Genomic DNA, 22,593 nt, shown 5'->3' on the forward strand with positions numbered 1-22,593 from the left:
CCCTCCGTGTCCCGACGTGTGTCCACGAACGGGGGGAACAGCGCACAGAAAGCGGGAAATTCAATGGCGAACGGACCCATGGACAGGCGCGCCCTCGGCGGGCACCCCGATCGGCCCCACCCCCGATTCGAAGGACAGGGAGCGGAGTACACCGGCCGGTACGTGGTGTTGCTCGACCAGAGCAATCAGGAGAGCGGGCTGAACGCACTGCGTTCCTCCGCAGACATCGCGTCCGTCGAACGTGTCCGCGGAACCGACGTCGAGAACGTCGCCGAACTCCTCGAGCGCCCTGACGTCTCGGTGCACTTCGAGGAACTCGGCGCGGCCGTCGTCGAGGTACGGCCCGAGCAGCGTCATGCGCTGGTGACCACGGCGGAGAGGGAGTCGTCGATCATCGCGGCGGAGCCGGAGCGCAAGGTGTACGCCTTCCCGGTCACCGCCCCGACGCAGGCGCCGACCGAGTTCTACCCGGCCTACCGCAGTGACGAGGACGTGGTCGGCCGCCACTCCAGGGCCGAGATGGCCGCCGCCCAGGGCCCGGCGTGGGACGAGCAGAGCTGCACCTGGGGCCTGCAGGCGATCCGGGCCCATCTGTCCCAGCTGACCGGACGCGATGTGAAGATCGCCGTGCTGGACACCGGCGTGGACACCGACCACCCGGACTTCGCCGGCCGCCTCGAGGCGACGGCCTCGTTCGTCCCCGGCGAGCCCGTCAAGGACGGCCACGGTCACGGCACGCACTGCATCGGCACCGCAGCCGGCCCGGCCCACCCCCAGCAGGGACCCCGCTACGGCGTGGCCTGCGAGGCCCGGATCCTCGCGGGGAAGGTGCTCGACAACCAGGGCTCCGGCACCGACGGCCAGATCCTGGCGGGCCTGGCCTGGGCCGTGGCCCACGGCGCGAAGGTGATCTCCATGTCGCTGGGCGCGCCGGTCCAGCCGGGTGAGCTCTTCCCGCAGACGTACGAGCGGCTGGCCCAGCGCGCGCTGGAACGCGGGACGGTGATCGTCGCCGCCGCGGGCAACGACAGCCACCGCCCCACGGAGGTCATGCCCGTGGGCCGGCCGGCCAACTGTCCGTCCATCCTCGCGGTGGGCGCGCTGGACAAGGCGATCCGGACGTCGTTCTTCTCCAACGGCGCCATCAACGGGCAGGGCGGCGAGATCGACATCGCCGCACCGGGCTGGCAGGTGTTCTCGGCCAAGCCCGGCGGCGGGCAGCAGGAGATGAGCGGTACCAGCATGGCCACCCCGCATGTGGCCGGTGTCCTGGCACTGCTCGCACAGGCGAACCCCAACGCCTCCGCGAAGGAGCTGTGGAACGCCCTGGAGTCCGGTGCCTACCCGCTGATGCAGCCGAGCAAGGACGTCGGCGCGGGCCTCCTCCAGGCCCCGTGAACGACTCGTCCCACTCCGCTCCGGTCGGGGTCGTCCTCGCGGTCGACCCCGACCGGTTCGCGGAGGTCGTCGCCGCCCTGCGGCGGGCCGGTCTCACGGTCACGGGCGAGCAGCCGATCCTCGGCACGCTCTCCGGCACTGTCACGGAGGACCGGATCCCCGCCCTGGAAGCGGTCGACGGAGTGGACGCCGTCGACCGCGAACTCACCATCCAGCTCCCGCCTCCCGACGAGCCGATCCAGTGACCTACCGGTCAGGCCGTCGCCCCGCTGTCCACGACCAGGTCCGTGCCCCCACCGGTGCTGCGTTGTCGGGGGCGAGGTACAGGATGGCGGGGGCCACTTGCTGCGTGGCGGAGAGGTGGCCGAGGGGAGGGCGGCCTTCCACGACCGGGCCCGTGGTCACCACCGATGCCGCGTCGTCGGACGCCGGCTACAGGGCGGCGGCGGCCACTTCCTGCGTGGCCGAGGGGGAGGGCGGTCCGGACTCGTTCGGTGCGGGCCGCTTCCGTCTCGCCGGGGCGCAGGGACATGGGGTGTCGGTGGCGCCGGGACTGACCACGTTGATGCGGACGCCGTCCTGGATGTGGTCCAGGGCGGCGCCCATCGGTCAGGAAACCCCGAGGCGGGAGCCTACGCCGCCCGCACCTCGTACGTCGCGATCCGCACCGACTCGTCGTCAAGGCACTGCCCCGACAGCAGGTCGAACCGCTGCTTGAGCAGGGGCGAGGCGACGAACGGGCGGCCCTGGTGGGTGCCCGTCAGGCCACGGGAGAGGACCGCCGCGCCGCCGAAGGGGTCGCGGTTGTCGATGGCGTACAGCTCGCCGTTGCGGTCGCGGAACAGGGCGGCCTGGCGGCCGTCGGGCAGCAGCGCGGCCACTCCGCGGCCGGGGACCAGCTGGTTGAGTTCGCAGACCGCGAACCAGTCGTTCTCCAGCTGCAGTTCGACCTTGAGGTCGGTGGTCTCGGGTGCCAGGGTCATCGCTGGGCGCTTCCTTCCAGGAGGTCTTCAGAGGGGCGCATGCCGATGGACAGCAGCGGCAGGTCGGGCTTGATCTGGTCGCGCTCCGGGACGAAGCCCACGACCGGGTCGGGGGTGTCGGGCGCGTTCACGAAGGACACGAACCGGGCGAGCTTGTCGGGATTGTTGATGGTGGTCGCCCACTCGTCGGCGTAGTTCGCCACGTGGTCCGCCATCAGGGACTCCAGCTCCTCGCAGATGCCGAGGGAGTCCTCCACCACCACGTCGCGTACGTGGTCCAGGCCGCCGGGGATGCGCTCCAGCCAGGTCGAGGTGCGCTCCAGGCGGTCGGCGGTGCGGATGTAGAACATCAGGAAACGGTCGATCAGCTTGATCAGCTCGGCGTCCGACAGGTCCTGCGCGAGCAGGTCCGCGTGGCGCGGGGTGGCGCCGCCGTTGCCGCCGACGTACAGGTTCCAGCCGCCCGCGGTGGCGATCACGCCGAAGTCCTTCGACTGGGCCTCGGCGCACTCGCGGGCGCACCCGGAGACCGCCGACTTGAGCTTGTGCGGCGACCTGAGGCCCCGGTAGCGCAGCTCCAGGTCGATCGCCATGCGGACGGAGTCCTGGACGCCGTAGCGGCACCAGGTCTGGCCCACGCAGGACTTGACGGTGCGCAGGGCCTTTCCGTAGGCGTGGCCGGACTCGAAGCCGGCGTCCACCAACCGGGCCCAGATCAGCGGGAGTTGCTCGACCCGCGCGCCGAACATGTCGATCCGCTGGCCACCGGTGATCTTCGTGTAGAGGCCGAAGTCGCGGGCGATCTCGCCGATCACGATGAGGCCCTCGGGAGTGATCTCACCGCCGGGGATGCGCGGGACGACCGAGTACGAGCCGTTCTTCTGCAGGTTGGCGAGGAAATGGTCGTTGCTGTCCTGCAGCGAGGCCTGCTCGCCGTCCAGGACATAGCCGCTCGCGCCGATCGTCGGGGCGAGGGAGGCGATGATCGAGGCGACCGCCGGCTTGCAGATCTCGCAGCCGTCGCCGCCCCTGGCCCCGTCGCGGCCGTAGCGGTCCAGCAGGTCCTGGTAGGTGTTGATGCGCAGGGCGAGGACGATCTCGTAGAGCTCCTCGCGGGTCTGCGAGAAGCAGCCGCACAGGCCCTTGTCGACCTCGACGCCGGACGCCTCCAGCTCGGCCGTGACCAGCTGGCCCAGCACCTTGACGCAACTGCCGCAGGTGGTACCGGCCTTGGTGCACTTCTTCACCTCGGGCACGGTGGTGCACTGGTGGTCGGTGACCGCGGCGCGGATGGTGCCCTTGCGGACGTTGTTGCAGGAGCAGATGATCGCGTCGTCCGGCAGCGCGGTCGGGCCGAGCTGCACCGACTCACCGGCCCCGGCGGGCAGCACCAGCGACTCGGGCGAGACCGGCGGCACCGAACCGGTGAAGGCCTTCAGCGTGCCGTACGCCTCCGCGTCGCCGACCAGGATGCCGCCGAGCAGCGTGCCGTCGCGGCCGATGACCAGCTTCTTGTACAGGCCCGCGCGGGAGTCGGAGTAGACGACGTCCAGGCAGTCCTCGGTCGCGCCGTGCGCGTCACCGAAGGAGGCCACGTCCACGCCGAGCAGCTTCAGCTTGGTGGAGAGGTCGGCGCCGGTGAACTCCGCCTCGTCCTCGGCGATCGTCGCGGCGGCCGTCTCGGCCTGCTCGTAGCCGGGGGCGACCAGGCCGTACACCCGGCCGTCGGAGGCCAGCGCGCACTCGCCGATCGCGAAGACGTGCGGGTCGGAGACCGTACGGCACTGCTCGTCGACGGTGATGCCGCCGCGCTCGCCGACCGTGAGGCCGCAGTCGCGGGCCAGCTGGTCGCGGGGGCGGACACCGGCGGAGAACACCACCAGGTCGGTGGCGAGTTCGGAGCCGTCGGAGAGCTTCATGCCGGTGACCGCGCCGTCCTCGCCGACGACGATCTCCTGGGTGCCTACGCCCGTGTGGACGCTCAGGCCCATCTCCTCGATGGTGCGCAGCAGGGCAGCGCCGCCGCCCTCGTCGACCTGCACCGGCATCAGACGCGGCGCGAACTCCACGATGTGGGAGGTGAGTCCGAGACCCTTCAGCGCACCCGCGGCCTCAAGCCCGAGCAGACCGCCGCCGACCACCGCACCGGTCGTCGCCTTCGTCTTCGCGTACTCCTCGATCGCGAGCAGGTCCTCGATCGTGCGGTAGACGAAACAGCCCTCGGCGTCCTTGCCCGGGACCGGCGGCACGAAGGGGTACGAACCGGTGGCCAGCACGAGGGTGTCGTACTCGAAGACCTGACCGGACTTCGCGGTCACCTTCTTCGCCTCACGGTCGACCGTCTGAGCCGGGTCGCCGACGTAGAGCTCGATGCCGTGGTCGTTGATGAACTCCATGTCGGTCATGGAGAGTTCCTCGGGCGTCTTGCCCGAGAAGTAAGAGGTCAGCGCTACGCGGTCGTACGCGGGACGCGGCTCCTCGCACAGCACGACCACGCGGTGCGTGGCGGTCAGGCCGCGCGCGGCGAGCGCTTCGAGGAAGCGCTGGCCGACCATGCCATGGCCGACGAGCACGATCGTGGGGGTGCCGGTGGACATCAGGAGCCTCCATCGTTGGTGAGCAGGTGGAGCAGTGGGGCACCGTCGGCGGGGAGCGGCTCTGCCCCCTCCCAGGCGCGGGCGAGTGCGCCGACGGTGCCGAGTTCGCCGACGAGGACCCCGCCGACCAGGCGGTCGTCGCGGACGACGACCTTGCGGTAGGTGCCACGGGTGGCGTCGGCCAGCTGCACGACGTCGTCGCCGGGCCGGGCCTCCGTCTCGCCGAACGCGGCGAGGTCGAACGGGGAGCCGTGCCCGGCGAGCGTGAGCCGGGTCAGGGCACGGGTGCCGGTGTAGCGGGCGCTCGCGCGGCCTGACAGCAACTCGGCCAGGACCTCCGCCTGTTCGAGCGCCGGGGCGGCCAGCCCGTACACCTCGCCGTCGTGCTGGACGCAGTCGCCGATGGCCCGGATGTGCGGGTCGGAGGTGCGCAGCTCGTCGTCGACGACGATGCCCTTGCGCACCTCGAGACCGGCGATCTGCGCGAGGCCCACACGGGGGTGCACCCCGCAGGCCAGCACCACCAGGTCCGCGTCGAGGGCGTACCCGTCGTGCATCTCGACCGAGCGGACCGCGCCGCCCACGCAGCGCACGTCGCGCACCCGGCACTCGGTGTGGATCTCGACGCCGAGGTCCTTGAGGTGCCGCTGCACGAGCTTCGAGGCGCTCGGGTCGAGCTGGCGCTCCATGAGCCGCTCGCCCTGCTGGGCGAGGACGACCTGGGCGCCGCGCCGGGCGAGCGCGCGGGCGGCGGAGACCCCGAGGAGACCGCCGCCGATGACGACCGCCTTCACTCCCGGCCGTACGGCCTTCGACAGGCCCAGGCAGTCGTCCATGGTCCGGAACGCGTGCACACCCTCGGGCAGCACGTGGTCCGGGGTGAACAGACCGCGCAGGGGCGGGAGCACCGGGTTGGAGCCGGTGGCCAGGACCAGCGTGTCGTATGCGATCTTCGAGCCGTCCGCGCACTCGACGGTCCGCTCGTCGCGGTCGATGCCGGTGACCCGGGCGCGGGTCAGCTCCGCGGGCGCCGGCAGCGCGATCACCTCGGGGCTGTACCGTCCCGCCAGCACTTCGGCGAGCAGCACCCTGTTGTACGGGCGGTGCTCCTCCTCGCCGATCAGTGTCACGGGCGTGCCGAGCTCACCGAGCCGCCGGGCGAGACGGACGCCCGCGAGCCCGGCGCCGATCACCACCACACGCGTATTCGAGGTCATGTCTAGGAGCGTGCGATGCCGGTGTTACCCGGCAGCATCACCTCTGTTTCCCGCGAGGAACGCTGCCCTCAGCTCAGGCCCGCCGAGAGTGTGAGGGTTCGGAGTGCACGTGGGGGGTGTGGTGTGAGGTGAGGGCGGGAGAGGGGCGGGCCAAGGGCCCCCACCACCGGAATTACATGGGCGGCGCATGTATCCGGTCCATAGGGTCGCGATCATGCCCGACATATCGCTGACCGTGCTCGCCGTGCTGTGCCTCGCCGCCCTGGCGGCCGGCTGGATCGACGCGGTGGTCGGCGGCGGAGGGCTGCTGCTCCTGCCGGTGCTCCTGCTGGGCCTGCCCCCGAGCACCCCGGCCGCCTACGCGCTCGGCACCAACAAGGCGGTCGCCATCGTCGGCACGTCGGGTGCGGCGGACGGGGGCACCTCCCACGCCCTTCAGGCAGTGGGGGAGTACGCCCGCACGGCGCCCGTGGGCGTCCGCCTGGCCGTACGCATCGGGCTGGCGTCATCGTCGACGACGTGTTCCTCGGCGGCGGCCAGTCCCAACAGCGCTGGCGGAAGGCCCTGTCCGGCCTGGACGTCCTGTGGGTCGGCGTACGCTGCGAGGCCGCTGTCGCCGCGGGCCGGGAGATCGCACGGGGCGACCGGGTACGGGGAATGGCCGAGCGGCAGGCGGAACTGGTGCACCGGGATGTGGAGTACGACATCGAGGTGGACACCGTGCACAGGGAGTCGCTGGAGTGCGCGCGGAGCATCGCGGTAGCCGTGCTCAGCGGCTGGCGGTGAGGTGCGCGAGGACGACGGTGTTGCTCTCATAGCCGGTCGATCGCGTGGGGGCCGGCGTCGAGGTGGACGCTGCGCACGGGGAGTCGCTGGAGTCGCGGAGCATTGCGGGGGCGGCGCGCGGCGGCTCGCGGTTGCGGTCCTCAGCGGCTCCCGGCGAGGTGCGCGAAGACGACGACGTTCCCCTCGTAGCCGGTTGAGCGCGAATAGCCTCCGCCGCAGGTGATCACCCGCAGCTCGGGGCGGTCCGCCGCGCCGTACACCTTCTCGTCGGGGAAGTGCTCGGCGTCGTACACCTCGACCGCGTCCACCGAGAAGAGCGCCGTGCTGCCGTCCCGCCGGTCCACCTCGATGCGGCTGCCCTTCTTCAGGGCGCCGAGGTCGTAGAAGACGGCGGGGCCGTCCGCGTTGTCGACATGGCCCGCGACGACGGCGGTTCCCTTCTCCCCGGGGGTGGTGCCGGCCTCGTACCAGCCCGCCAGGTTCCGCTTCGCGGCGGGCGGCACGCCGAGGCTGCCGGACGGGGTGAGCGCCAGGCCCATCAGCGGGGCGTCGACGTGGATCGACGGGATGCGGATGCGGTCGGGCGGCGAGGGCGGCAGCGCGGGCGCGCCGCGCGGCTGGCCGCCGTGGCCGGGGCGGGCCGCCTGCGCGGGGGACGGCTGCGGCGGGGCGTGCGTCCCGGCGCCGCCACCGAGCAGCCACGCGCCGGAGCACAGGGCGACCACGGTGACGGTCCCTATCGCGCCGTTGCTGACTCTGCGCACGCGAGGCTCCTACCTGACTCGAGCGGTCGTACCCGGCCCCCTCCGAGCCGCGAGGGGCGTCGGACCCGGAGGGGGAGGGACATGCGGTACCGGCGGACGGACAGCGGAGGGTGTCCGTCAGATCCCGTCGCCTCTCGCCCGGCGATGCAGGAGCCAGGTACCGCCCGCGGCGGCAACGGCGAGAGCCGTCACGCCGGCCGCGGTCTGCACGGGATCGGGGCCCAGGGCGCCGCCGACCCCCGTCTTCACACTTCCGCGGGGCTCCTGCCCGTGGACCGCCGTCAGGGTCACCACCAGGTCGCCCGTGACCTGCCGGTCGCCCTCGGCGCACTGCGCGACGATCTCGTACGTCCCCGGCTGGGCGCTCGGCGGCACCCGGAACTGCCCCACCGCCTCGCCGTCGTGCGCACTCGGCGCCAGGGTGAAGACACCGGCCCCCACCGCTCCGGCGTCGCCCGCCGCGGTGCCCTCCGTGCCGCACTCCGCGGTGTTCACCGTGATCTGGGTGCCCGGCACGGCCTGGGAGGGGAACACCTCCAGACCACCACCACCACCACCGTCGTCGTCGGCGTACGCGGGCGCGGCCACGAAGCCCGCGGCTGCGACGGCGAGGGCGGTACCGGTCAGCAGACGGGCGGTACGTCGCATCGATGCTCCTCCGAGCTCTCTTCGGTGACCCCTGCCCTTCCGAGGTAAGTGCCAGCTGCCCGAGCCCGCTTCCTGAGGGTCTGTCAGAAATGCGGTGAATGGGTGTCAGATCCGTGCGCGGCGCGGCCCTTCGGGCGGACTTTCAGCAGGTCACTGGCGTAGGCGGGGAGCCGCACGGAACAGCACCCGATGGGCGCAGGGCGCACGTGTGAACGGGTGACCCGGTGATCACGGCGCAGGCTTGACCTCAAGAAAGGTTGAGGTACGAGGCTGGGCCGCATGCAGATCACAGACGCACCCCTCGAAGCCGAAGCCCCTCTCGCCGTCACCCTCGTCCTCGGCAGCAACCGCCACGGCCGCTTCGGCCCTGTCGTCGCCGACTGGCTCCTGGACCGTATGCGCGACCGCGCCGACCTGCTCCCCGAGGTCGTCGACGTGGCCGGCGCGGACCTGCCCACGACCTTCGCCCCGACCTCCGAGGCAAGCGCGGCACGCGCCTCGGTCACCCCGAAACTCGCGGTCGCGGACGCCTTCGTCGTCCTCACCCCCGAGTACAACCACTCGTATCCGGCCGGCCTCAAGAACCTCATCGACTGGCACTTCACCGAATGGCAGGCCAAGCCCGTCGCCCTCGTCTCCTACGGCGGCGTCTCGGGCGGCCTGCGCGCGGTCGAACACCTCCGCCAGGTCTTCGCCGAACTCCACGCGGTCACGATCCGCGACACGGTGTCCTTCCACAACGCGGGCGCCTCCTTCGACGAGGGCCGCCTCAAGGATCCGTCGGGCCCGGAGGCGGCGGCGAAGGTGATGCTGGACCAGTTGGTGTGGTGGGGGAGGGGGTTGCGGGAGGCGAGGGAGAGGCGGCCGTACGGGGCATGAGACGCAGGCTGTGCCGCTATGCTGCCCGCCGAAGATCAGGGAAATGAGGGGGACATGGCGAAATTGACCGTTCGTCGCAGAGCCGCTCTGGTTGTCGCGGCCGGCATCGTCGGCACACTGCCCGGCACCGTCGACGCGGCCGCCCGGTCGGCGACCGCCTCGACGGCCGTGTACGACTGCAGGTACGACGCGGTGTCGGTGTCCGATGCCGCAGGCTCGGTGGCTCCCACCGCACGCAAGACCGGCGTACCGCTCTACGCGCACCTGCGCGTCCACAACACCGAGACCGTGGCCCTGACCAAGGCCACCTACGTCTACGCCATCGGTAACCTCACGAGGAACCGCGGGCCCGCCCCCGTCGTCCAGTGGCGCATCGGCAGGGGGCACTGGCACGAGATGGGCCTGCACTGGAACAACGCGACCAACGGCTCACTGCCGCTGTGGAATTCGGGCGCCCTGTCGCTGGGGACCATTCCCGCACGGGGCACCGTCACCACCGAGATCTCCGTGACGTTTCCCAAGAGGTCGGTCAAGGCCGTCTACGACGACTTCCTCGACATCCACAGCGGCATCTGCGGCAACACCCGCCTGGACTGGTACGAGGGCAACGGCTTCGAGTACTGGCCCTGGTGACGAGAACGGCCGGGCGGCCGCCCCGGTCGATCACCGAGGCGGCCGTCCGCGCGCACGGTCGATCAGTTGACGTTGACCGCGCTCCAGGCCGCCCCCACCGCGTCGTACTCCGTACTCCCCGCCCCGTACAGATCCTTCGCCGCGTTCAGGGTCGCCGTACGCGCCCCGGCGTAGTTCGTCGAGGAGGTCATGTAGACCGTCAGCGCCCGGTACCAGATCTGCCCCAGCTTCTCCCGGCCGATCCCCGTCACCGTTTTCCCGTTGTACGTCGGGGAGTCGTAGCTGACGCCGTTGATCGTCTTCGCGCCGCTGCCCTCCGCCAGGAGGTAGGCGAAGTGGTTGGCGACGCCGGAGGAGTAGTGGACGTCGAGATTGCCCACCGACGAGCTCCAGTAGTCGGCCGACTTGCCGTCCTTGGAGGGCTTGTCCATGTAGCGCAGGGCGGCCTGGCCGAATCCCGGCCGCACGATCTTCTCGCCGATCAGGTAGTCCCCGGGGTCCGAGGGGTTGTTGGCGTACCACTCCACCAGCGTGCCGAGGATGTCGGACGTCGCCTCGTTGAGGCCGCCGGACTCGCCCGAGTACGTCAGGGCCGCCGTCTTGGAGGTCACGCCGTGCGTCATCTCGTGGCCGGCCACGTCCAGGCCGACCAGCGGGCCGAGGCTGGTGCCGTCACCGTCGCCGTACGTCATGCAGAAGCAGCTGTCGTCCCAGAAGGCGTTGTTGTACTTGTTGCCGTAGTGGACGCGGTTGTACGAGCCCTTGCCGTCGTTGGCGATGCCGTTGCGGCCGAAGGAGTTCTTGTAGAAGTCCCAGGTGATGTTGGTGCCGTACTGGGCGTCCACGGCGGCGGAGGCGCGGTCGGAGTCCGTGCCCGACCCCCAGTGGTTGTCCGTGTCCGTGAACACGGTCGACGGGGCGCGGCTGACGCAGATGCTGGTCAGGAAGCACAGGTCCGTCTGGTTCGCCGCGTCACCCGTGTACGTGCCGCCGCGCGTCGGGTCCTTGAGCTGGTACGTCGATCCCGACGCCGTCGTCTCCAGCGGCACCGTCCCGCTGTACAGCGACTTGCCGTCGCCCGTCGCCGTCTCGATGTCGTCCCAGGCGTCGATCTGACGGCCGGTGCGGGCGTCCGTGAGGACGGTGCGGGAGACCGGGTTGCCCAGGGAGTCCTTGGCCGCGACCTTCGTCCGCCAGGCCAGCTTCGGCGTTCCGTGCAGGGCGTCGACGACCAGCTCCGGCCTGGCCGTCAGCTTCCTCAGCGTCTGGCCGAGGTTGACCGCGCGCAGGGCGTTCGCCGCGAGGTCGGCGGCCTTCGGGGCCGATATGGAGGGGACGATCGAGGCGAGGGATATCTTGCTCCGGGTCGCCCGGTTCGCGCTGCGGTACGTTCCGTCCGAGGCCATGTGGACCACGAAGTCGCCGCCGAGGACCGGGAGCTGACGGTACGTCCGGTCGTAGCGAACATGCTGGGTGCCGTCCTTGTCGACGATCACGTCCCGCACCTTCGTGCCCTCTTCGGAGGTGAGCCCGAGGCTCGCGGCATGCGCCAGGAGCGCCGATGCCGCGTTCGCGATCGCGCCCGCCCTGGTCGGTTGTTCGTCGGCCACCGCGGCGGGGGAGAGGGCCGCTGCCAGCAGACTGGCGGTGGTGGCGGCCACGCCGAGGGCGGCGAGCCGACGGGAACCTCGGACGTCGATACGTATCCGGCTCATCGATCTCCTCGAGAAGGCGCCAAGGGGCGCGTGGGGGCGCGCCAGCAGGCGTGTGGGGATGGCGCGGGTGTTGACGACGATTTAAGGGGCCATGACACGGCGAGGTCCATAGCGCGTACCGGGAGGTATGGGAGGGGGAATGTGAGGAGAGAGAATCGTTTTTGTGAGACTCCCGTTCTTCGTCTACGGCACCCTCCTCCCCGGCGAGGTCAACCACGACCTGTTCCTGCGCGGTTGCACAGCGGCCGAGGAGCCGGCGCGACTGAACGGCGCGGTCCTGTACGACGGGCCCGGCTATCCGTACGCCGTCGACGAGCGCGGCGGGGTGGTGTACGGGGAACTCGTGACCGCAATGCCGGAGATGTACGAGGAGTTGCTCGTCGCCCTCGACCGGCTGGAGGAGTACACCCCGGGCGATTCGCGCAGCCTCTACGAGCGCGTCGAACGCGAGGTGATCCGCGAGGGCGAGGGCACGGCCGTACGCGCCTGGGTGTACGTTGCCGCCCCCGCCGTCGCCGCACGCCTGCGCGCCCGCGGGAAGCTGATCGGGAGCGGGGACTGGCGGGTCGGATGAGTCCGCCTGCCCCGGCTACGACTGACCTGCCCCGGCTACGACCGAACCGTCTCCAGCCGCACCGCACACGCCTTGAACTCCGGCATGCGTGAGGTCGGGTCGAGGGCAGGGTTGGTGAGGGTGTTGGCGCGGCCCTCGCCCGGCCAGTGGAACGGCATGAAGACCGTGTCCGGGCGGATCGAGGTGGTGATGCGGGCCGGTGCGACGGCCCGTCCCCGGCGGGAGACCACCGCCACCGGGTCGCCCTCCGCCGCCCCGAGCCGTGCGGCGAGCCGCGGGTGCAGCTCCACGAACGGCCCCGGCGCCGCGGCGTTCAGCTCGTCCACGCGGCGGGTCTGGGCACCGGACTGGTACTGCGCGACGACCCGGCCGGTGGTCAGCAGCACCGGGTACTCGTCGTCCGGTTCCTCGGCGGAGGCCCGGTGCGAGACGGGGACGAAGCGGGCCCGGCCGTCCGGGGTGGCGAAACGGTCGAGGAAGAGGCGGGGGGTGCCGGGGTGGGCCCCCGCGGACCTGCCCTGGTCCGCAGAGTCCTCGCCGGGTGCGGCGGAGGAGGCGCCATCGTCCGCCGGACACGGCCAGAACACCCCGCTCTCCTCCGCCAGCCTGCGGTAGGTGATCCCCGAGTAGTCGGCCGGTCCGCCCGCGCTGGCCCGCCGCAGCTCCTCGAAGACCTCCTCCGGGTCGGTCGGGAAGCCCTTCTCCACGCCGAGCCGGTCGGCCAGTTCGTGCATGACCTCCAGATCGCTGCGGACCCCCTCGGGAGCAGTGATCGCGCGCCGCCGCAGCAGCACCCTGCCCTCCAGGTTGGTCGTCGTACCGGTCTCCTCCGCCCACTGGGTCACGGGCAGCACGACATCGGCCAGCGCCGCCGTCTCCGACAGGACGACATCGCAGACCGCCAGGAAGTCCAGCGACCTGATGCGCTCCTCGATGTGCGCGGCATGCGGCGCCGAGACGACCGGGTTGGACCCCATCAGCAACAGCGACCTGATGTCCGTGCCCAGGGCGTCCAGCAGCTCGTACGCACTGCGCCCCGGCCCGGGAAGCGAGTCCGGGTCCACGCCCCACACCTCGGCCACATGCCGCCGCGCCGCCGGGTCGTCCAGCTTGCGGTAGCCCGGCAACTGGTCGGCCTTCTGGCCGTGTTCGCGTCCGCCCTGACCGTTGCCCTGCCCGGTCAGACAGCCGTACCCGGACAGCGGGCGGCCCGCGCGGCCGGTCGCCAGGCACAGGTTGATCCACGCGCCGACCGTGTCCGTGCCCTTGGACTGCTGCTCGGGCCCGCGCGCGGTCAGCACCATCGCGTTCTCCGGCTCGCAGAACAGCCGTACGGCTTCCCGGAGCTGGGGAACGGACACCCCCGTGATCCGTTCCACGTACTCCGGCCAGTGCGCCATCGCCGCCGCCCGGGCGTCCTCCCAGCCGGCGGTGCGCTCCTGGACGTACGCCTCGTCGACCCGCCCCTCGGCCACGACCAGGTGCAGCAGACCGAGCGCCAGCGCGAGATCCGTGCCGGGCCGCGGCGCCAGATGCAGATCGGCCTGCTCGGCGGTCTTCGTGCGGCGCGGGTCGACGACGATCAGTGTGCCGCCGTTCTCCTTCAGCTCGTTGAAGAACCTGAGCGAGGGCGGCATGGTCTCCGCGAGGTTCGAGCCGACCAGGATCACGCAGCCCGTCTTCGGGATGTCCTCCAGCGGGAACGGCAGCCCCCGGTCGAGCCCGAACGCCTTCGTGCCGGCCGCCGCGGCCGACGACATGCAGAACCGCCCGTTGTAGTCGATCTGCGAGGTGCCGAGCACCACCCGGGCGAACTTGCCGAGCGTGTACGCCTTCTCGTTGGTGAGGCCGCCGCCGCCGAAGACGCCGACCGCGTCCGGGCCATGTTCCGTACGCGTCCGGCCGAGGCCCTCGGCGACACGGTCCAGTGCCTCGTCCCAGGTGGCGGGCACCAGAGTGCCCTCGGAGCGCACCAACGGGGAGGTCAGGCGCACCCGGGACGAGAGCACGGCCGGCGCGCTACGGCCCTTGCCGCACAGCGCGCCCCGGTTCACCGGGAAGTCCGCGCGCTCGCTCACCTCGACCGTGCCGTCCGGCGCGGGCGTCAGGTTCATCCCGCACTGCAGGGCGCAGTACGGGCAGTGCGTGGGCGTCGCGGAGATCTGCATGCCACTCAGCGTGCTTCGGCTGTGTTACGTGCGGGACGGCTCCTTGTTACACGGGCGGCACGGCGACCTCCCGCCCGGCCGGAAGCGGCGGTGAGGCGCCCTTCACCGCGTGTCGGCCAGCGCCTTCGCGACCCCTTCCTCCTTCGGCCCGAGGAACCGCGGGTCCGGGTGGAACACGGCATCCACGGCCGCCTTGCCGGCCGCGAAGATCTCGCGGGTACCGCCGTAGTACCAGGTCACGTCGTGCTTGGCGTCGACCCCGATGCCGTACGAGTCGACACCCGCCGCCTCGCACAGGGCGACCGCCCGCCGGATGTGGAAACCCTGGCTGATGAGCACGGCCCGGTCGACACCGAAGATCTTCTTGGCGCGGACGCAGGAGTCCCAGGTGTCGAAGCCCGCGTAGTCGCTGACGATCCGCCCGTCCGGGACACCGTGCCTCTTCAGATACGTGCGCATGGCGTCCGGCTCGTCGTAGTCCTTGCGGCTGTTGTCGCCGGTGACGAGGACGACCTCGACACGGTGCTCGCGGTACAGCTCGGCGGCCGCCTTCAGACGGTTCGCGAGGTACGGGGAGGGCTCGCCGTTCCACAGGCCCGCGCCGAAGACCACGGCGACCTCGGTGCGGGGTGCGTCGGCGGTCGTCCGCAGCCGGTCACCCGTCGTGACGTACAACCAGGTCACGGGCAGCAGCGCCAGCACACACCCGGCCATCACGGCCTGAACCAGCCTCCGCTGCCCGGTACGCGTGCGTGGCAGGCGTGGTCTGCGCATCGGTCCCCCTTCTCCGGCCTGCTTTTCGACAGTCAGAGACGCCCTGTCAGGCCCCGCGGTTCGGCACACGATACGTGACCAGGTTCACGCCGAGGCAGGAAACCGCAGGTCAGATCCCCTCACACACCCCACGCACCCCACCGTGAACCGCCGGAAAACACCCGTCATTCCCATGCAACGGGGCGGCAACCTCCGGCCGCCACCATCGGTCCATGACGGCGTCGAACCCTCCTCGCGACGAGTCCCCGACCGCCCACCTCGACAGTACGGCGCATCTCATGAACCGGATCAGCAGCCAGCTCGCCAGCCAGCTCAGCCTCGTCTCCCTGGACGGCAGGCGACGCCCGGCCGCGCCGGCGCTGGTCGTCGTCGCGCACGGCAGCCGCGACCCGCGCGCCCTGAGCACCGTCCGTACGCTCCTGGACCGCATCCGCGAGCAGCGCCCCGGCCTCCCGGTCCACCTCGGCCACATCGAGCTGAACGACCCGCTGCTCCCCGACACCCTCGCGACCCTCGGCTCCCGCGAGGCCGTCCTCGTCCCCCTGCTCCTCAGCCGCGGCTACCACATCAAGCGGGACATCCCCGAGATGGCCGCCGCGTCGCAGGTACGCGCGCGCGTGGCCGGCGCCCTCGGCCCGCACCCTCTCCTGGTGGAAACCCTGCACGCCCGCCTGGTCGAGGCCGGCTGGGACACCCGCATGGACGAGGCCACCCGCCGCACCAGCGCGGTCGTCCTCGCCGCGGCAGGCTCCCGCGACCCCGAGTCCAAGGTCGACACCAACCGCACTGCCCAGCTGCTGGCGGAACGCCTGGGGGTCCCGGTCGTCCCGGCGTACGCCACCACAGCCGCCCCCACGGTCCCGGACGCGATCCACGCCCTGGCGGCGAACGGCCGACACCGCGTGGCAGTGGCTTCGTACTTCACCGCCCCGGGCCGTTTCGCCACGGAGTGCGCGGAGGCGGCACCTTGGATCGCGTCGGCTCCCCTGGGCACACACCCGGCGATGGCACAGCTGGTCCTTCACCGCTACGACCAGGCACTGGCAACTCCGGCGACGACAACGGAACCGGCGTTGGCGTCGGCGTGACGCCAGGGGTGACTACAGCTCCCAAGGGGCGCGGGGAACTGCGCGACAAGCCACGAACCACCCGCACCCGCCAGATAACCGCACCGGGCAGACGAAGGGGCGAACCCCATTTGTCACTGCCTGCGCTTACTGTCGAGACATGCCGTACGACGCGCAGTCAACAGAACGCTGGGCTCCCGAACCCGACAAACGCCCCGGCCGCACAGCCTTCCAACGCGACCGCGCCCGCATCCTGCACAGCTCGGCGCTCCGCCGCCTGGCAGGCAAAACCCAGGTCGTCACCCCAGGAACCCGCAGCCAGGTATGGGACGCCAGTCCCAGAACCCGCCTCACCCACTCCCTGGAGTGCGCCCAGGTAGGCCGCGAACTGGGCGCAGCCCTCGGCTGCGACCCCGACCTGGTGGAGGCCGCCTGCCTCTCCCACGACCTCGGCCACCCCCCCTTCGGCCACAACGGCGAACAGGCCCTGAACGAATTCGCCGAGGACTGCGGCGGCTTCGAAGGCAACGCGCAGTCCCTGAGACTCCTCACCCGCATCGAACCCAAACGGTTCACCCCGGAAGGCTCGGTAGGCCTCAACCTGACCCGCGCCGCCCTGGACGCCGCCACCAAGTACCCCTGGCCCCGAGGCGCCCACCCCACCGACCCGGCCTCCCCCAAGTTCGGCGTCTACGAGGACGACCGTCCCGTCTTCGACTGGGTCCGCAAGGACGCCCCGGGCACCCGCACCACCTTCGAGGCCCAGGTCATGGACTGGTCCGACGACGTGGCGTACTCGGTGCACGACGTCGAGGACGGCCTGCACGCGGGCCACATCGACCCCAACTGCCTGCACGCGGAGCCCGAACGCCAGGCGGTCTTCGCGGTCGCCGTCGGACGCTACGTCCCCGCCGGCACCGACCCGGCCGAACTCGCCGCCGCCCTGGACCGCCTCCAGGACCAGGAGTGGTGGCCGCACGGCTATGACGGTTCCGCCGTCGCCCAGGCCCGCCTCAAGGACGCCACCAGCCAGCTCATCGGCCGCTTCTGCCTCGCCGCCGAGACCGCCACGCGCGCGGCGTACGGCGCCGGCCGCCTCACCCGCTACGGCGCCGAACTCGTCGTACCGCACGAGACGCGGCTGGAATGCGCGGTCCTCAAGGCTGTGGCCGACCGGTACGTCATGCAGCGCGCCGAACAGGAGCTGCTGCGGGCCGACCAGCGGATCGTGGTCGCCGAGCTGGCCGAGGCGCTCACCGCCCGCGCCCCGGACGGCCTGGACCCCCAGTTCCGCGCCCTGTTCGACCAGGCAGGCGACGACCGTGCCCGCAAGCGGGTGATCGTCGACCAGATCGCCTCGCTCACCGACGCATCGGCCCGTTCGCTTCACGCGCGTCTGACGGGGCATCTGTGAGACTGACGGGACGCGGGGACGCCGAACGAGCCCGAATGTGACCCTCCGTGGCCTGATCGGGCCACTCCCTCTTCCCCCCTCACGCTCCGTGCGGGACGCTCGCATATGGCGGCACCCGCTGTGTGCTGTGCTTTCTGAGGGGACACCCCCAGACTCCCGGCTAGGAGGCATCAAGTGGTCGACGCGGATCAGACATTCGTCATCGTCGGAGGCGGTCTCGCCGGCGCGAAAGCGGCCGAGACGCTCCGAGCGGAGGGTTTCACCGGGCGCGTGATACTGATCTGCGACGAACGCGACCACCCGTACGAGCGCCCTCCCCTCTCCAAGGGCTATCTGCTCGGCAAGGAGGAGCGCGACAGCGTCTTCGTGCACGAGCCGGCCTGGTATGCGCAGAACGACATCGAGCTGCACCTCGGCGAGACCGTCGACGCCATCGACCGCGAGGCGAAGACCGTCCGCTTCGGCGAGGACGGCACGCTCGTCCGTTACGACAAGCTCCTGCTGGCGACGGGTGCGGAGCCGCGCCGCCTCGACATCCCCGGGACCGACCTGGCCGGCGTGCACCACCTGCGCCGTCTCGCGCACGCCGAGCGGCTCAAGCATGTGCTGACCGCCCTCGGCCGGGACAACGGGCACATCGTGATCGCCGGCGCAGGCTGGATCGGTCTGGAGGTCGCGGCGGCGGCCCGCGAGTACGGCGCCGAGGTCACCGTCGTCGAACCCGCGCAGACCCCGCTGCACGCGGTCCTCGGCCCCGAGCTCGGCAACCTCTTCGCCGAGCTGCACCGGGAGCACGGCGTCCGCTTCCACTTCGGCGCGCAGCTGACGGAGATCGTCGGCCAGGACGGCATGGTCCTCGCGGCCCGCACCGACGACGGCGAGGAGCACCCCGCGCACGACGTCCTCGCGGCGATCGGCGCGGCCCCCCGCATCGGCCTCGCGGAAGCCGCCGGGCTGGAGATCGCCGACCGTGCGCACGGCGGCGGCGTGGTGGTCGACGAGCGCCTGCGCACCTCCGACCCCGACATCTACGCGGCCGGCGACGTGGCGTCCTTCCCGCACGCCCTCTTCGGCACCCACCTCCGCGTCGAGCACTGGGCCAACGCCCTCAACGGCGGTCCGGCGGCGGCCCGCGCGATGCTCGGCCGTGACGTCACCTACGACCGTGTGCCCTATTTCTTCTCCGACCAGTACGACTTGGGGATGGAGTACAGCGGGTGGGCGCCCGCGGGGTCGTACGACGAAGTGGTGATCCGGGGGGACGCCGGCAAGCGTCAGTTCATCTCCTTCTGGATCAAGGACGGCCGGGTGCTGGCCGGGATGAATGTGAACGTGTGGGACGTCACAGAGCCCATCCAGAAACTGATCCGCTCGAAGACCCAGGTGAACACGGAGGCCCTGGCGGACCCGCACATTCCGCTCGAAAGCCTCGTCTCTTGAGAACCGAGGCTGTCAGTCAGTCCTGGTGCTGCATTACCCGGGGGGCAACCCCCGGACCCCCGGCCGAACGTGGAGGCGCCCCAGGAGTGTCAGCTCTGCCCCGTAGAATCACCACGTGGCAGGACGGATCAACGACGAGGACGTGAAGGCGGTACGGGACGCGGTCCCGATCGACGCCGTGGTGTCCGAGTACCTCCAGCTGCGCAACGCGGGCGGTGGCAACCTCAAGGGCCTGTGCCCCTTCCACGACGAGAAGTCGCCGTCCTTCCAGGTCAGCCCGAGCAAGGGACTCTTCCACTGCTTCGGCTGCCAGGAGGGCGGCGACACCATCACGTTCGTGATGAAGGTCGACCACCTCTCCTTCTCCGAGGCGGTCGAGCGCCTGGCCGGCCAGGCCGGCATCACCCTGCGCTACGAGGAGGGCGGGTACAACCCGTCCCACCAGCGCGGCGAGCGCATCCGCCTGGTCGAGGCCCACAAGATCGCCGCACAGTGGTACGTCGAACAGCTCGCGACCAGCCCGGAGGCAGACACCGGCCGCAAGTTCCTCGCCGAGCGCGGCTTCGACCAGTCCGCCGCCGAGCACTTCTCCGTCGGCTACAGCCCCCAGGGCTGGGACCACCTCACCCGCTATCTGCGCGGCAAGGGCTTCACCGACAAGGAGCTGCTGCTCTCCGGCCTCTCCCAGGAGGGCCGCCGCGGCCCCATCGACCGCTTCCGCGGCCGCCTGATGTGGCCGATCCGCGACATCGGCGGGGACGTCGTCGGCTTCGGCGCCCGCAAGCTGTACGAGGCGGACAACGGCCCCAAGTACCTCAACACCCCCGACACGGCGATCTACAAGAAGTCCCAGGTCCTGTACGGCATCGACCTGGCGAAGAAGGACATCGCCAAGGTCAGCCGCGCGGTGGTGGTCGAGGGCTACACCGACGTGATGGCCTGCCACCTGGCCGGCGTCACCACCGCCATCGCGACCTGCGGCACGGCCTTCGGCAGCGACCACATCAAGATCCTGCGCCGGCTGCTGATGGACAACGGCAGCGCACGTGTCATCTTCACCTTCGACGGCGACGCGGCCGGCCAGAAGGCGGCCCTGCGCGCCTTCGAGGACGACCAGAAGTTCGCCGCCGAGACCTACATCGCCATCGCCCCGGACGGCATGGACCCCTGCGAACTGCGCCTGGCGAAGGGCGACGAGGCGGTCGCCGACCTGGTCGAACCCCGGACCCCGCTCTTCGAGTTCGCGCTGCGCCAGATCGTCGTCCGCTACGACCTCGACACCCCGGCGGGCCGGGCCGCCGCCCTGGACGAGGCGGCCCCGATCGTCGCCCGCATCAAGAACAGCGGCGCCCAGCACGAGGTCGCCGTCCAGCTCGCCGGCATGCTCGGCATCCTCGACACCCAGTTCGTGGTCAAGCGGGTGGCCCAGCTGGCCCGTTGGGCCCGCGACCGCGGCGGCAAGGGCCCCGCCCCGGCGCGCGGCCCCCAGTCGTACGAGGCCGCGCCCCGCTCCTCGGGCCCGTCCGGCCCGGCGCTGAACCTCCGCAACCCCGTCTACGCCACCGAACGCGAACTGCTCAAACTCGCCCTCCAGCGCCCGGAGTTGGTCTCCCCGGCCTTCGACGCCTACGGCATCGACGAGTTCACCGCCCCGCCCTACGCCGCCGTACGCCAGGCGATCATGGAGGCGGGCGGCGCGGAGTACGGCGTCCAGGACGCACAGGACTACCTCGTCCGCGTCCGCGAAGCCGCGCCCGACGACACGGTCCGCGCGATGGTCACGGAGCTGGCCGTCGAGGCGATCATGCGCCGTACGGTCGACGAGAACTATGCGGGCGAGCAGCTCGTGACCGTTCGCCGCCGGGCCGTGGAGCGCCGCGTCCGCGACATCCAGAGCACCCTCACCCGCCTCGGCACCCACTCGGACCCGGCACAACTGGCCGCCGTACAGAACGAGTTGTGGGTGCTCCAGCAGTACGACCAGGCGCTGCGCGAGCACGGCGCCGCAGCCCTGTGACCTCTTCGCGTACGCCGCGGTAACCACCCGGTCACGGCACGATTGCAAAAAGTCACCGCACGCCCCTCGTGGCGGCGATGTGTCGTACTCCACACTGGGTCCGGTGCCTGAGTCCTCGGAGCGCGGCGGACCCGTCCCCCACGGGTCGCACAACCCCGCGGTTCCGCTCATCGCGTACGGGACGGACAGCGGCGAGGCCGTCGACTCCGCTCCCGAAGCAGCGCTGCCGCACACCTCAGCAGCGATCATCCTGGAGGTCGCCCCCGTGCAGACCCAGACCCTCGCCCAGACCGACACAAGTACGGACGGCACGGAGCCGGACGCCGCGACCGACGTTCTCGTCGCGGTCCCCCCGCAGACCCGTGTCGCGCACCACCCCGAGGCGGAGCCGGAGAGCCCGCCCGAGCCGGCCGAACCGCCCGCGGAGGCGCTGGAGGCCGCGGAGGACCCCGAGCCGGTGGCACCGCCGCGTGCCCGCTCCGCCGACACCGGCGGCCCGTCCTCGGACCTGTTCCGCCAGTATCTGCGCGAGATCGGCCGTATCCCCCTGCTGACCGCGGCCGAGGAGGTCGAGCTCGCCCGCCGTGTCGAGGCCGGCCTGTTCGCCGAGGAGAGGCTCAGCACCGCACCCGACCTGGACAGCCAGCTCGCCCTGGACCTGGACCGCCTGGTCGTCATGGGCCGGATGGCCAAGCGCCGCCTCATCGAGGCGAATCTGCGGCTCGTCGTGTCCGTGGCCAAGCGGTACGTCGGGCGCGGGCTGACCATGCTCGACCTGGTCCAGGAGGGAAACCTGGGTCTGATCAGGGCCGTTGAGAAGTTCGACTACGCCCGCGGGTACAAGTTCTCGACATACGCGACCTGGTGGATCCGCCAGGCCATGTCCCGGGCCCTCGCCGACCAGGCCCGCACCATACGGGTCCCGGTCCACGTCGTCGAGCTGATCAACCGGGTCGTCCGCGTCCAGCGCCGCATGCTGCAGGAACGCGGATACGAGCCCACGCCGGAAGAGGTCGCCGACCACCTCGACCTGCCGCCCGAGCGGGTCACCGAGGTCCTCCGCCTCGCCCAGGAGCCGGTCTCCCTGCACGCCCCGGTGGGCGAGGAGGACGACGTGGCCCTCGGCGACCTCATCGAGGACGGCGACGCCGCCTCGCCGGTGGAGTCGGCGGCGTTCCTGCTTCTGCGCGAGCATCTGGAGGCGGTGCTGTCGACGCTCGGCGAGCGCGAGCGCAAGGTGGTCCAGCTCCGGTACGGCCTGGCGGACGGCCGCCCCCGGACGCTGGAGGAGATCGGCCGTATCTTCGGCGTCACGCGGGAACGGATCCGCCAGATCGAGTCGAAGACTCTGAACAAGCTCCGGGACCATGCATTCGCGGACCAGTTGAGGGGCTATCTGGACTGACGCCGTCCGCGGGCCGGTGGGGGCTGGTCGCGCAGTTCCCCGCGCCCCTTCGGGGCACGTAGCCTGCGGGCATTCGTGCCGCCTAGCGCGGCACGGGTGGGCGCAGCGGCACCC

18 protein-coding genes and 3 pseudogenes are annotated in these 22,593 nt (G+C 71.3%); 12 read left to right on the forward strand and 9 right to left on the reverse strand.

All coding sequences use genetic code 11. The features are described 5' to 3' along the window. Nucleotides 1-63: 63 nt before the first annotated feature. Both ACWCRD_RS20105 and ACWCRD_RS20110 read left to right on the forward strand, forming a co-directional pair. On the forward strand, nt 64-1,398 hold the full coding sequence (locus ACWCRD_RS20105; protein ID WP_450967157.1) for a S8 family peptidase: 1,335 nt from the start codon (nt 64-66) through the stop codon (nt 1,396-1,398). Further along, complete coding sequence (locus ACWCRD_RS20110; protein ID WP_450967158.1) at nt 1,395-1,643, forward strand: hypothetical protein; 249 nt, start codon at nt 1,395-1,397, stop codon at nt 1,641-1,643. Before ACWCRD_RS20105 ends, ACWCRD_RS20110 begins: the two co-directional genes overlap by 4 nt. 8 nt (nt 1,644-1,651) lie before the next feature. Here ACWCRD_RS20110 and ACWCRD_RS20115 read toward each other — a convergent pair. The 4 genes and pseudogenes from ACWCRD_RS20115 to ACWCRD_RS20130 all read right to left on the reverse strand — a co-directional run. Beyond that, nucleotides 1,652-2,001, reverse strand: a pseudogene (locus ACWCRD_RS20115) (hypothetical protein); the annotation flags it as partial. Between the two features lie 29 nt (nt 2,002-2,030). Continuing rightward, the gene (gene nirD, locus ACWCRD_RS20120; protein ID WP_030933870.1) at nt 2,031-2,381 is read right to left on the reverse strand and encodes a nitrite reductase small subunit NirD; all 351 of its coding nucleotides are present in this window, start codon (nt 2,379-2,381) and stop codon (nt 2,031-2,033) included. After that, nucleotides 2,378-4,978, reverse strand: coding sequence for a nitrite reductase large subunit NirB (gene nirB, locus ACWCRD_RS20125; protein ID WP_450967159.1), 2,601 nt, complete (start codon nt 4,976-4,978; stop codon nt 2,378-2,380). Before nirB ends, nirD begins: the two co-directional genes overlap by 4 nt. After that, a complete protein-coding gene (locus ACWCRD_RS20130) occupies nt 4,978-6,195 on the reverse strand; it encodes an NAD(P)/FAD-dependent oxidoreductase (protein WP_450967160.1) in 1,218 nt (405 codons plus the stop codon). The genes nirB and ACWCRD_RS20130 overlap by 1 nt, the downstream gene beginning before the upstream one ends. A 214-nt stretch (nt 6,196-6,409) precedes the next feature. Between ACWCRD_RS20130 and ACWCRD_RS20135 the strand changes: the two are divergent. Continuing rightward, a pseudogene (locus ACWCRD_RS20135) lies at nt 6,410-6,727 on the forward strand (hypothetical protein); the annotation flags it as partial. Beyond that, a pseudogene (locus ACWCRD_RS20140) lies at nt 6,694-6,981 on the forward strand (phosphotransferase-like protein); the annotation flags it as partial. The pseudogenes ACWCRD_RS20135 and ACWCRD_RS20140, both read left to right, overlap by 34 nt. 140 nt (nt 6,982-7,121) lie before the next feature. Here the strand turns inward: ACWCRD_RS20140 and ACWCRD_RS20145 are convergent. Continuing rightward, on the reverse strand, nt 7,122-7,745 hold the full coding sequence (locus ACWCRD_RS20145) for a class F sortase (RefSeq protein WP_450967161.1): 624 nt from the start codon (nt 7,743-7,745) through the stop codon (nt 7,122-7,124). Between the two features lie 117 nt (nt 7,746-7,862). Beyond that, the gene (locus tag ACWCRD_RS20150) at nt 7,863-8,393 is read right to left on the reverse strand and encodes a hypothetical protein (protein ID WP_450967162.1); all 531 of its coding nucleotides are present in this window, start codon (nt 8,391-8,393) and stop codon (nt 7,863-7,865) included. Between the two features lie 279 nt (nt 8,394-8,672). Here ACWCRD_RS20150 and ACWCRD_RS20155 point away from each other — a divergent pair, with 279 nt between their 5' ends. Continuing rightward, complete coding sequence (locus ACWCRD_RS20155; RefSeq protein WP_450967163.1) at nt 8,673-9,272, forward strand: NADPH-dependent FMN reductase; 600 nt, start codon at nt 8,673-8,675, stop codon at nt 9,270-9,272. Between the two features lie 54 nt (nt 9,273-9,326). Then, nucleotides 9,327-9,905: a hypothetical protein gene (locus ACWCRD_RS20160; RefSeq protein ID WP_450967164.1), complete on the forward strand. Its 579-nt coding sequence runs from the start codon at nt 9,327-9,329 to the stop codon at nt 9,903-9,905. A 62-nt stretch (nt 9,906-9,967) separates the two neighbouring features. Here ACWCRD_RS20160 and ACWCRD_RS20165 read toward each other — a convergent pair whose 3' ends face one another. Beyond that, complete coding sequence (locus ACWCRD_RS20165; protein ID WP_450967165.1) at nt 9,968-11,620, reverse strand: M4 family metallopeptidase; 1,653 nt, start codon at nt 11,618-11,620, stop codon at nt 9,968-9,970. 163 nt (nt 11,621-11,783) lie between these two features. On the opposite strand from ACWCRD_RS20165, the gene ACWCRD_RS20170 reads away from it, so the two are divergent. Further along, on the forward strand, nt 11,784-12,194 hold the full coding sequence (locus tag ACWCRD_RS20170) for a gamma-glutamylcyclotransferase family protein (protein WP_450967166.1): 411 nt from the start codon (nt 11,784-11,786) through the stop codon (nt 12,192-12,194). A 35-nt stretch (nt 12,195-12,229) separates the two neighbouring features. On the opposite strand, the gene ACWCRD_RS20175 is transcribed toward ACWCRD_RS20170, so the two are convergent. Then, nucleotides 12,230-14,362, reverse strand: coding sequence for a molybdopterin oxidoreductase family protein (locus ACWCRD_RS20175; RefSeq protein WP_450967167.1), 2,133 nt, complete (start codon nt 14,360-14,362; stop codon nt 12,230-12,232). A gap of 102 nt (nt 14,363-14,464) precedes the next feature. Next, entirely contained in the window at nt 14,465-15,136 is a 672-nt protein-coding gene (locus ACWCRD_RS20180) for a SanA/YdcF family protein (protein ID WP_450967168.1), read from the reverse strand. A gap of 212 nt (nt 15,137-15,348) precedes the next feature. Here ACWCRD_RS20180 and ACWCRD_RS20185 point away from each other — a divergent pair, with 212 nt between their 5' ends. The 5 genes from ACWCRD_RS20185 (at nt 15,349) to ACWCRD_RS20205 (ending at nt 22,479) form a co-directional block, all read left to right on the forward strand. Further along, nucleotides 15,349-16,224: a sirohydrochlorin chelatase gene (locus ACWCRD_RS20185; protein WP_450967169.1), complete on the forward strand. Its 876-nt coding sequence runs from the start codon at nt 15,349-15,351 to the stop codon at nt 16,222-16,224. A 139-nt stretch (nt 16,225-16,363) separates the two neighbouring features. Next, nucleotides 16,364-17,617 (forward strand): deoxyguanosinetriphosphate triphosphohydrolase, encoded by a 1,254-nt coding sequence (locus ACWCRD_RS20190; protein WP_450967170.1) that lies wholly within the window; start codon nt 16,364-16,366, stop codon nt 17,615-17,617. 174 nt (nt 17,618-17,791) lie between these two features. After that, nucleotides 17,792-19,057 carry an NAD(P)/FAD-dependent oxidoreductase gene (locus ACWCRD_RS20195; protein ID WP_450967171.1) on the forward strand — a complete coding sequence of 422 codons (1,266 nt, stop codon included), beginning with the start codon at nt 17,792-17,794 and terminating at the stop codon, nt 19,055-19,057. Nucleotides 19,058-19,172: 115 nt separating this feature from the next. Continuing rightward, complete coding sequence (dnaG, locus tag ACWCRD_RS20200; RefSeq protein ID WP_450967172.1) at nt 19,173-21,074, forward strand: DNA primase; 1,902 nt, start codon at nt 19,173-19,175, stop codon at nt 21,072-21,074. A gap of 103 nt (nt 21,075-21,177) precedes the next feature. Further along, nucleotides 21,178-22,479, forward strand: coding sequence for an RNA polymerase sigma factor (locus ACWCRD_RS20205; RefSeq protein ID WP_450967173.1), 1,302 nt, complete (start codon nt 21,178-21,180; stop codon nt 22,477-22,479). Nucleotides 22,480-22,593: the final 114 nt, after the last annotated feature.

Source organism: Streptomyces sp. NPDC002092 (assembly GCF_053593775.1).

Bases quoted from the DNA above. Each gene is read 5' to 3' on its own strand.
- ACWCRD_RS20180 (WP_450967168.1), bottom strand. From the start codon at position 15,136: ATGCGCAGACCACGCCTGCCACGCACGCGTACCGGGCAGCGGAGGCTG.
- nirB (WP_450967159.1), bottom strand. From the start codon at position 4,978: ATGTCCACCGGCACCCCCACGATCGTGCTCGTCGGCCATGGCATGGTC.
- ACWCRD_RS20190 (WP_450967170.1), top strand. From the start codon at position 16,364: ATGCCGTACGACGCGCAGTCAACAGAACGCTGGGCTCCCGAACCCGAC.
- ACWCRD_RS20175 (WP_450967167.1), bottom strand. From the start codon at position 14,362: ATGCAGATCTCCGCGACGCCCACGCACTGCCCGTACTGCGCCCTGCAG.
- ACWCRD_RS20165 (WP_450967165.1), bottom strand. From the start codon at position 11,620: ATGAGCCGGATACGTATCGACGTCCGAGGTTCCCGTCGGCTCGCCGCC.
- ACWCRD_RS20185 (WP_450967169.1), top strand. From the start codon at position 15,349: ATGACGGCGTCGAACCCTCCTCGCGACGAGTCCCCGACCGCCCACCTC.
- nirD (WP_030933870.1), bottom strand. From the start codon at position 2,381: ATGACCCTGGCACCCGAGACCACCGACCTCAAGGTCGAACTGCAGCTG.
- ACWCRD_RS20160 (WP_450967164.1), top strand. From the start codon at position 9,327: ATGGCGAAATTGACCGTTCGTCGCAGAGCCGCTCTGGTTGTCGCGGCC.
- ACWCRD_RS20130 (WP_450967160.1), bottom strand. From the start codon at position 6,195: ATGACCTCGAATACGCGTGTGGTGGTGATCGGCGCCGGGCTCGCGGGC.
- ACWCRD_RS20105 (WP_450967157.1), top strand. From the start codon at position 64: ATGGCGAACGGACCCATGGACAGGCGCGCCCTCGGCGGGCACCCCGAT.
- ACWCRD_RS20155 (WP_450967163.1), top strand. From the start codon at position 8,673: ATGCAGATCACAGACGCACCCCTCGAAGCCGAAGCCCCTCTCGCCGTC.
- ACWCRD_RS20150 (WP_450967162.1), bottom strand. From the start codon at position 8,393: ATGCGACGTACCGCCCGTCTGCTGACCGGTACCGCCCTCGCCGTCGCA.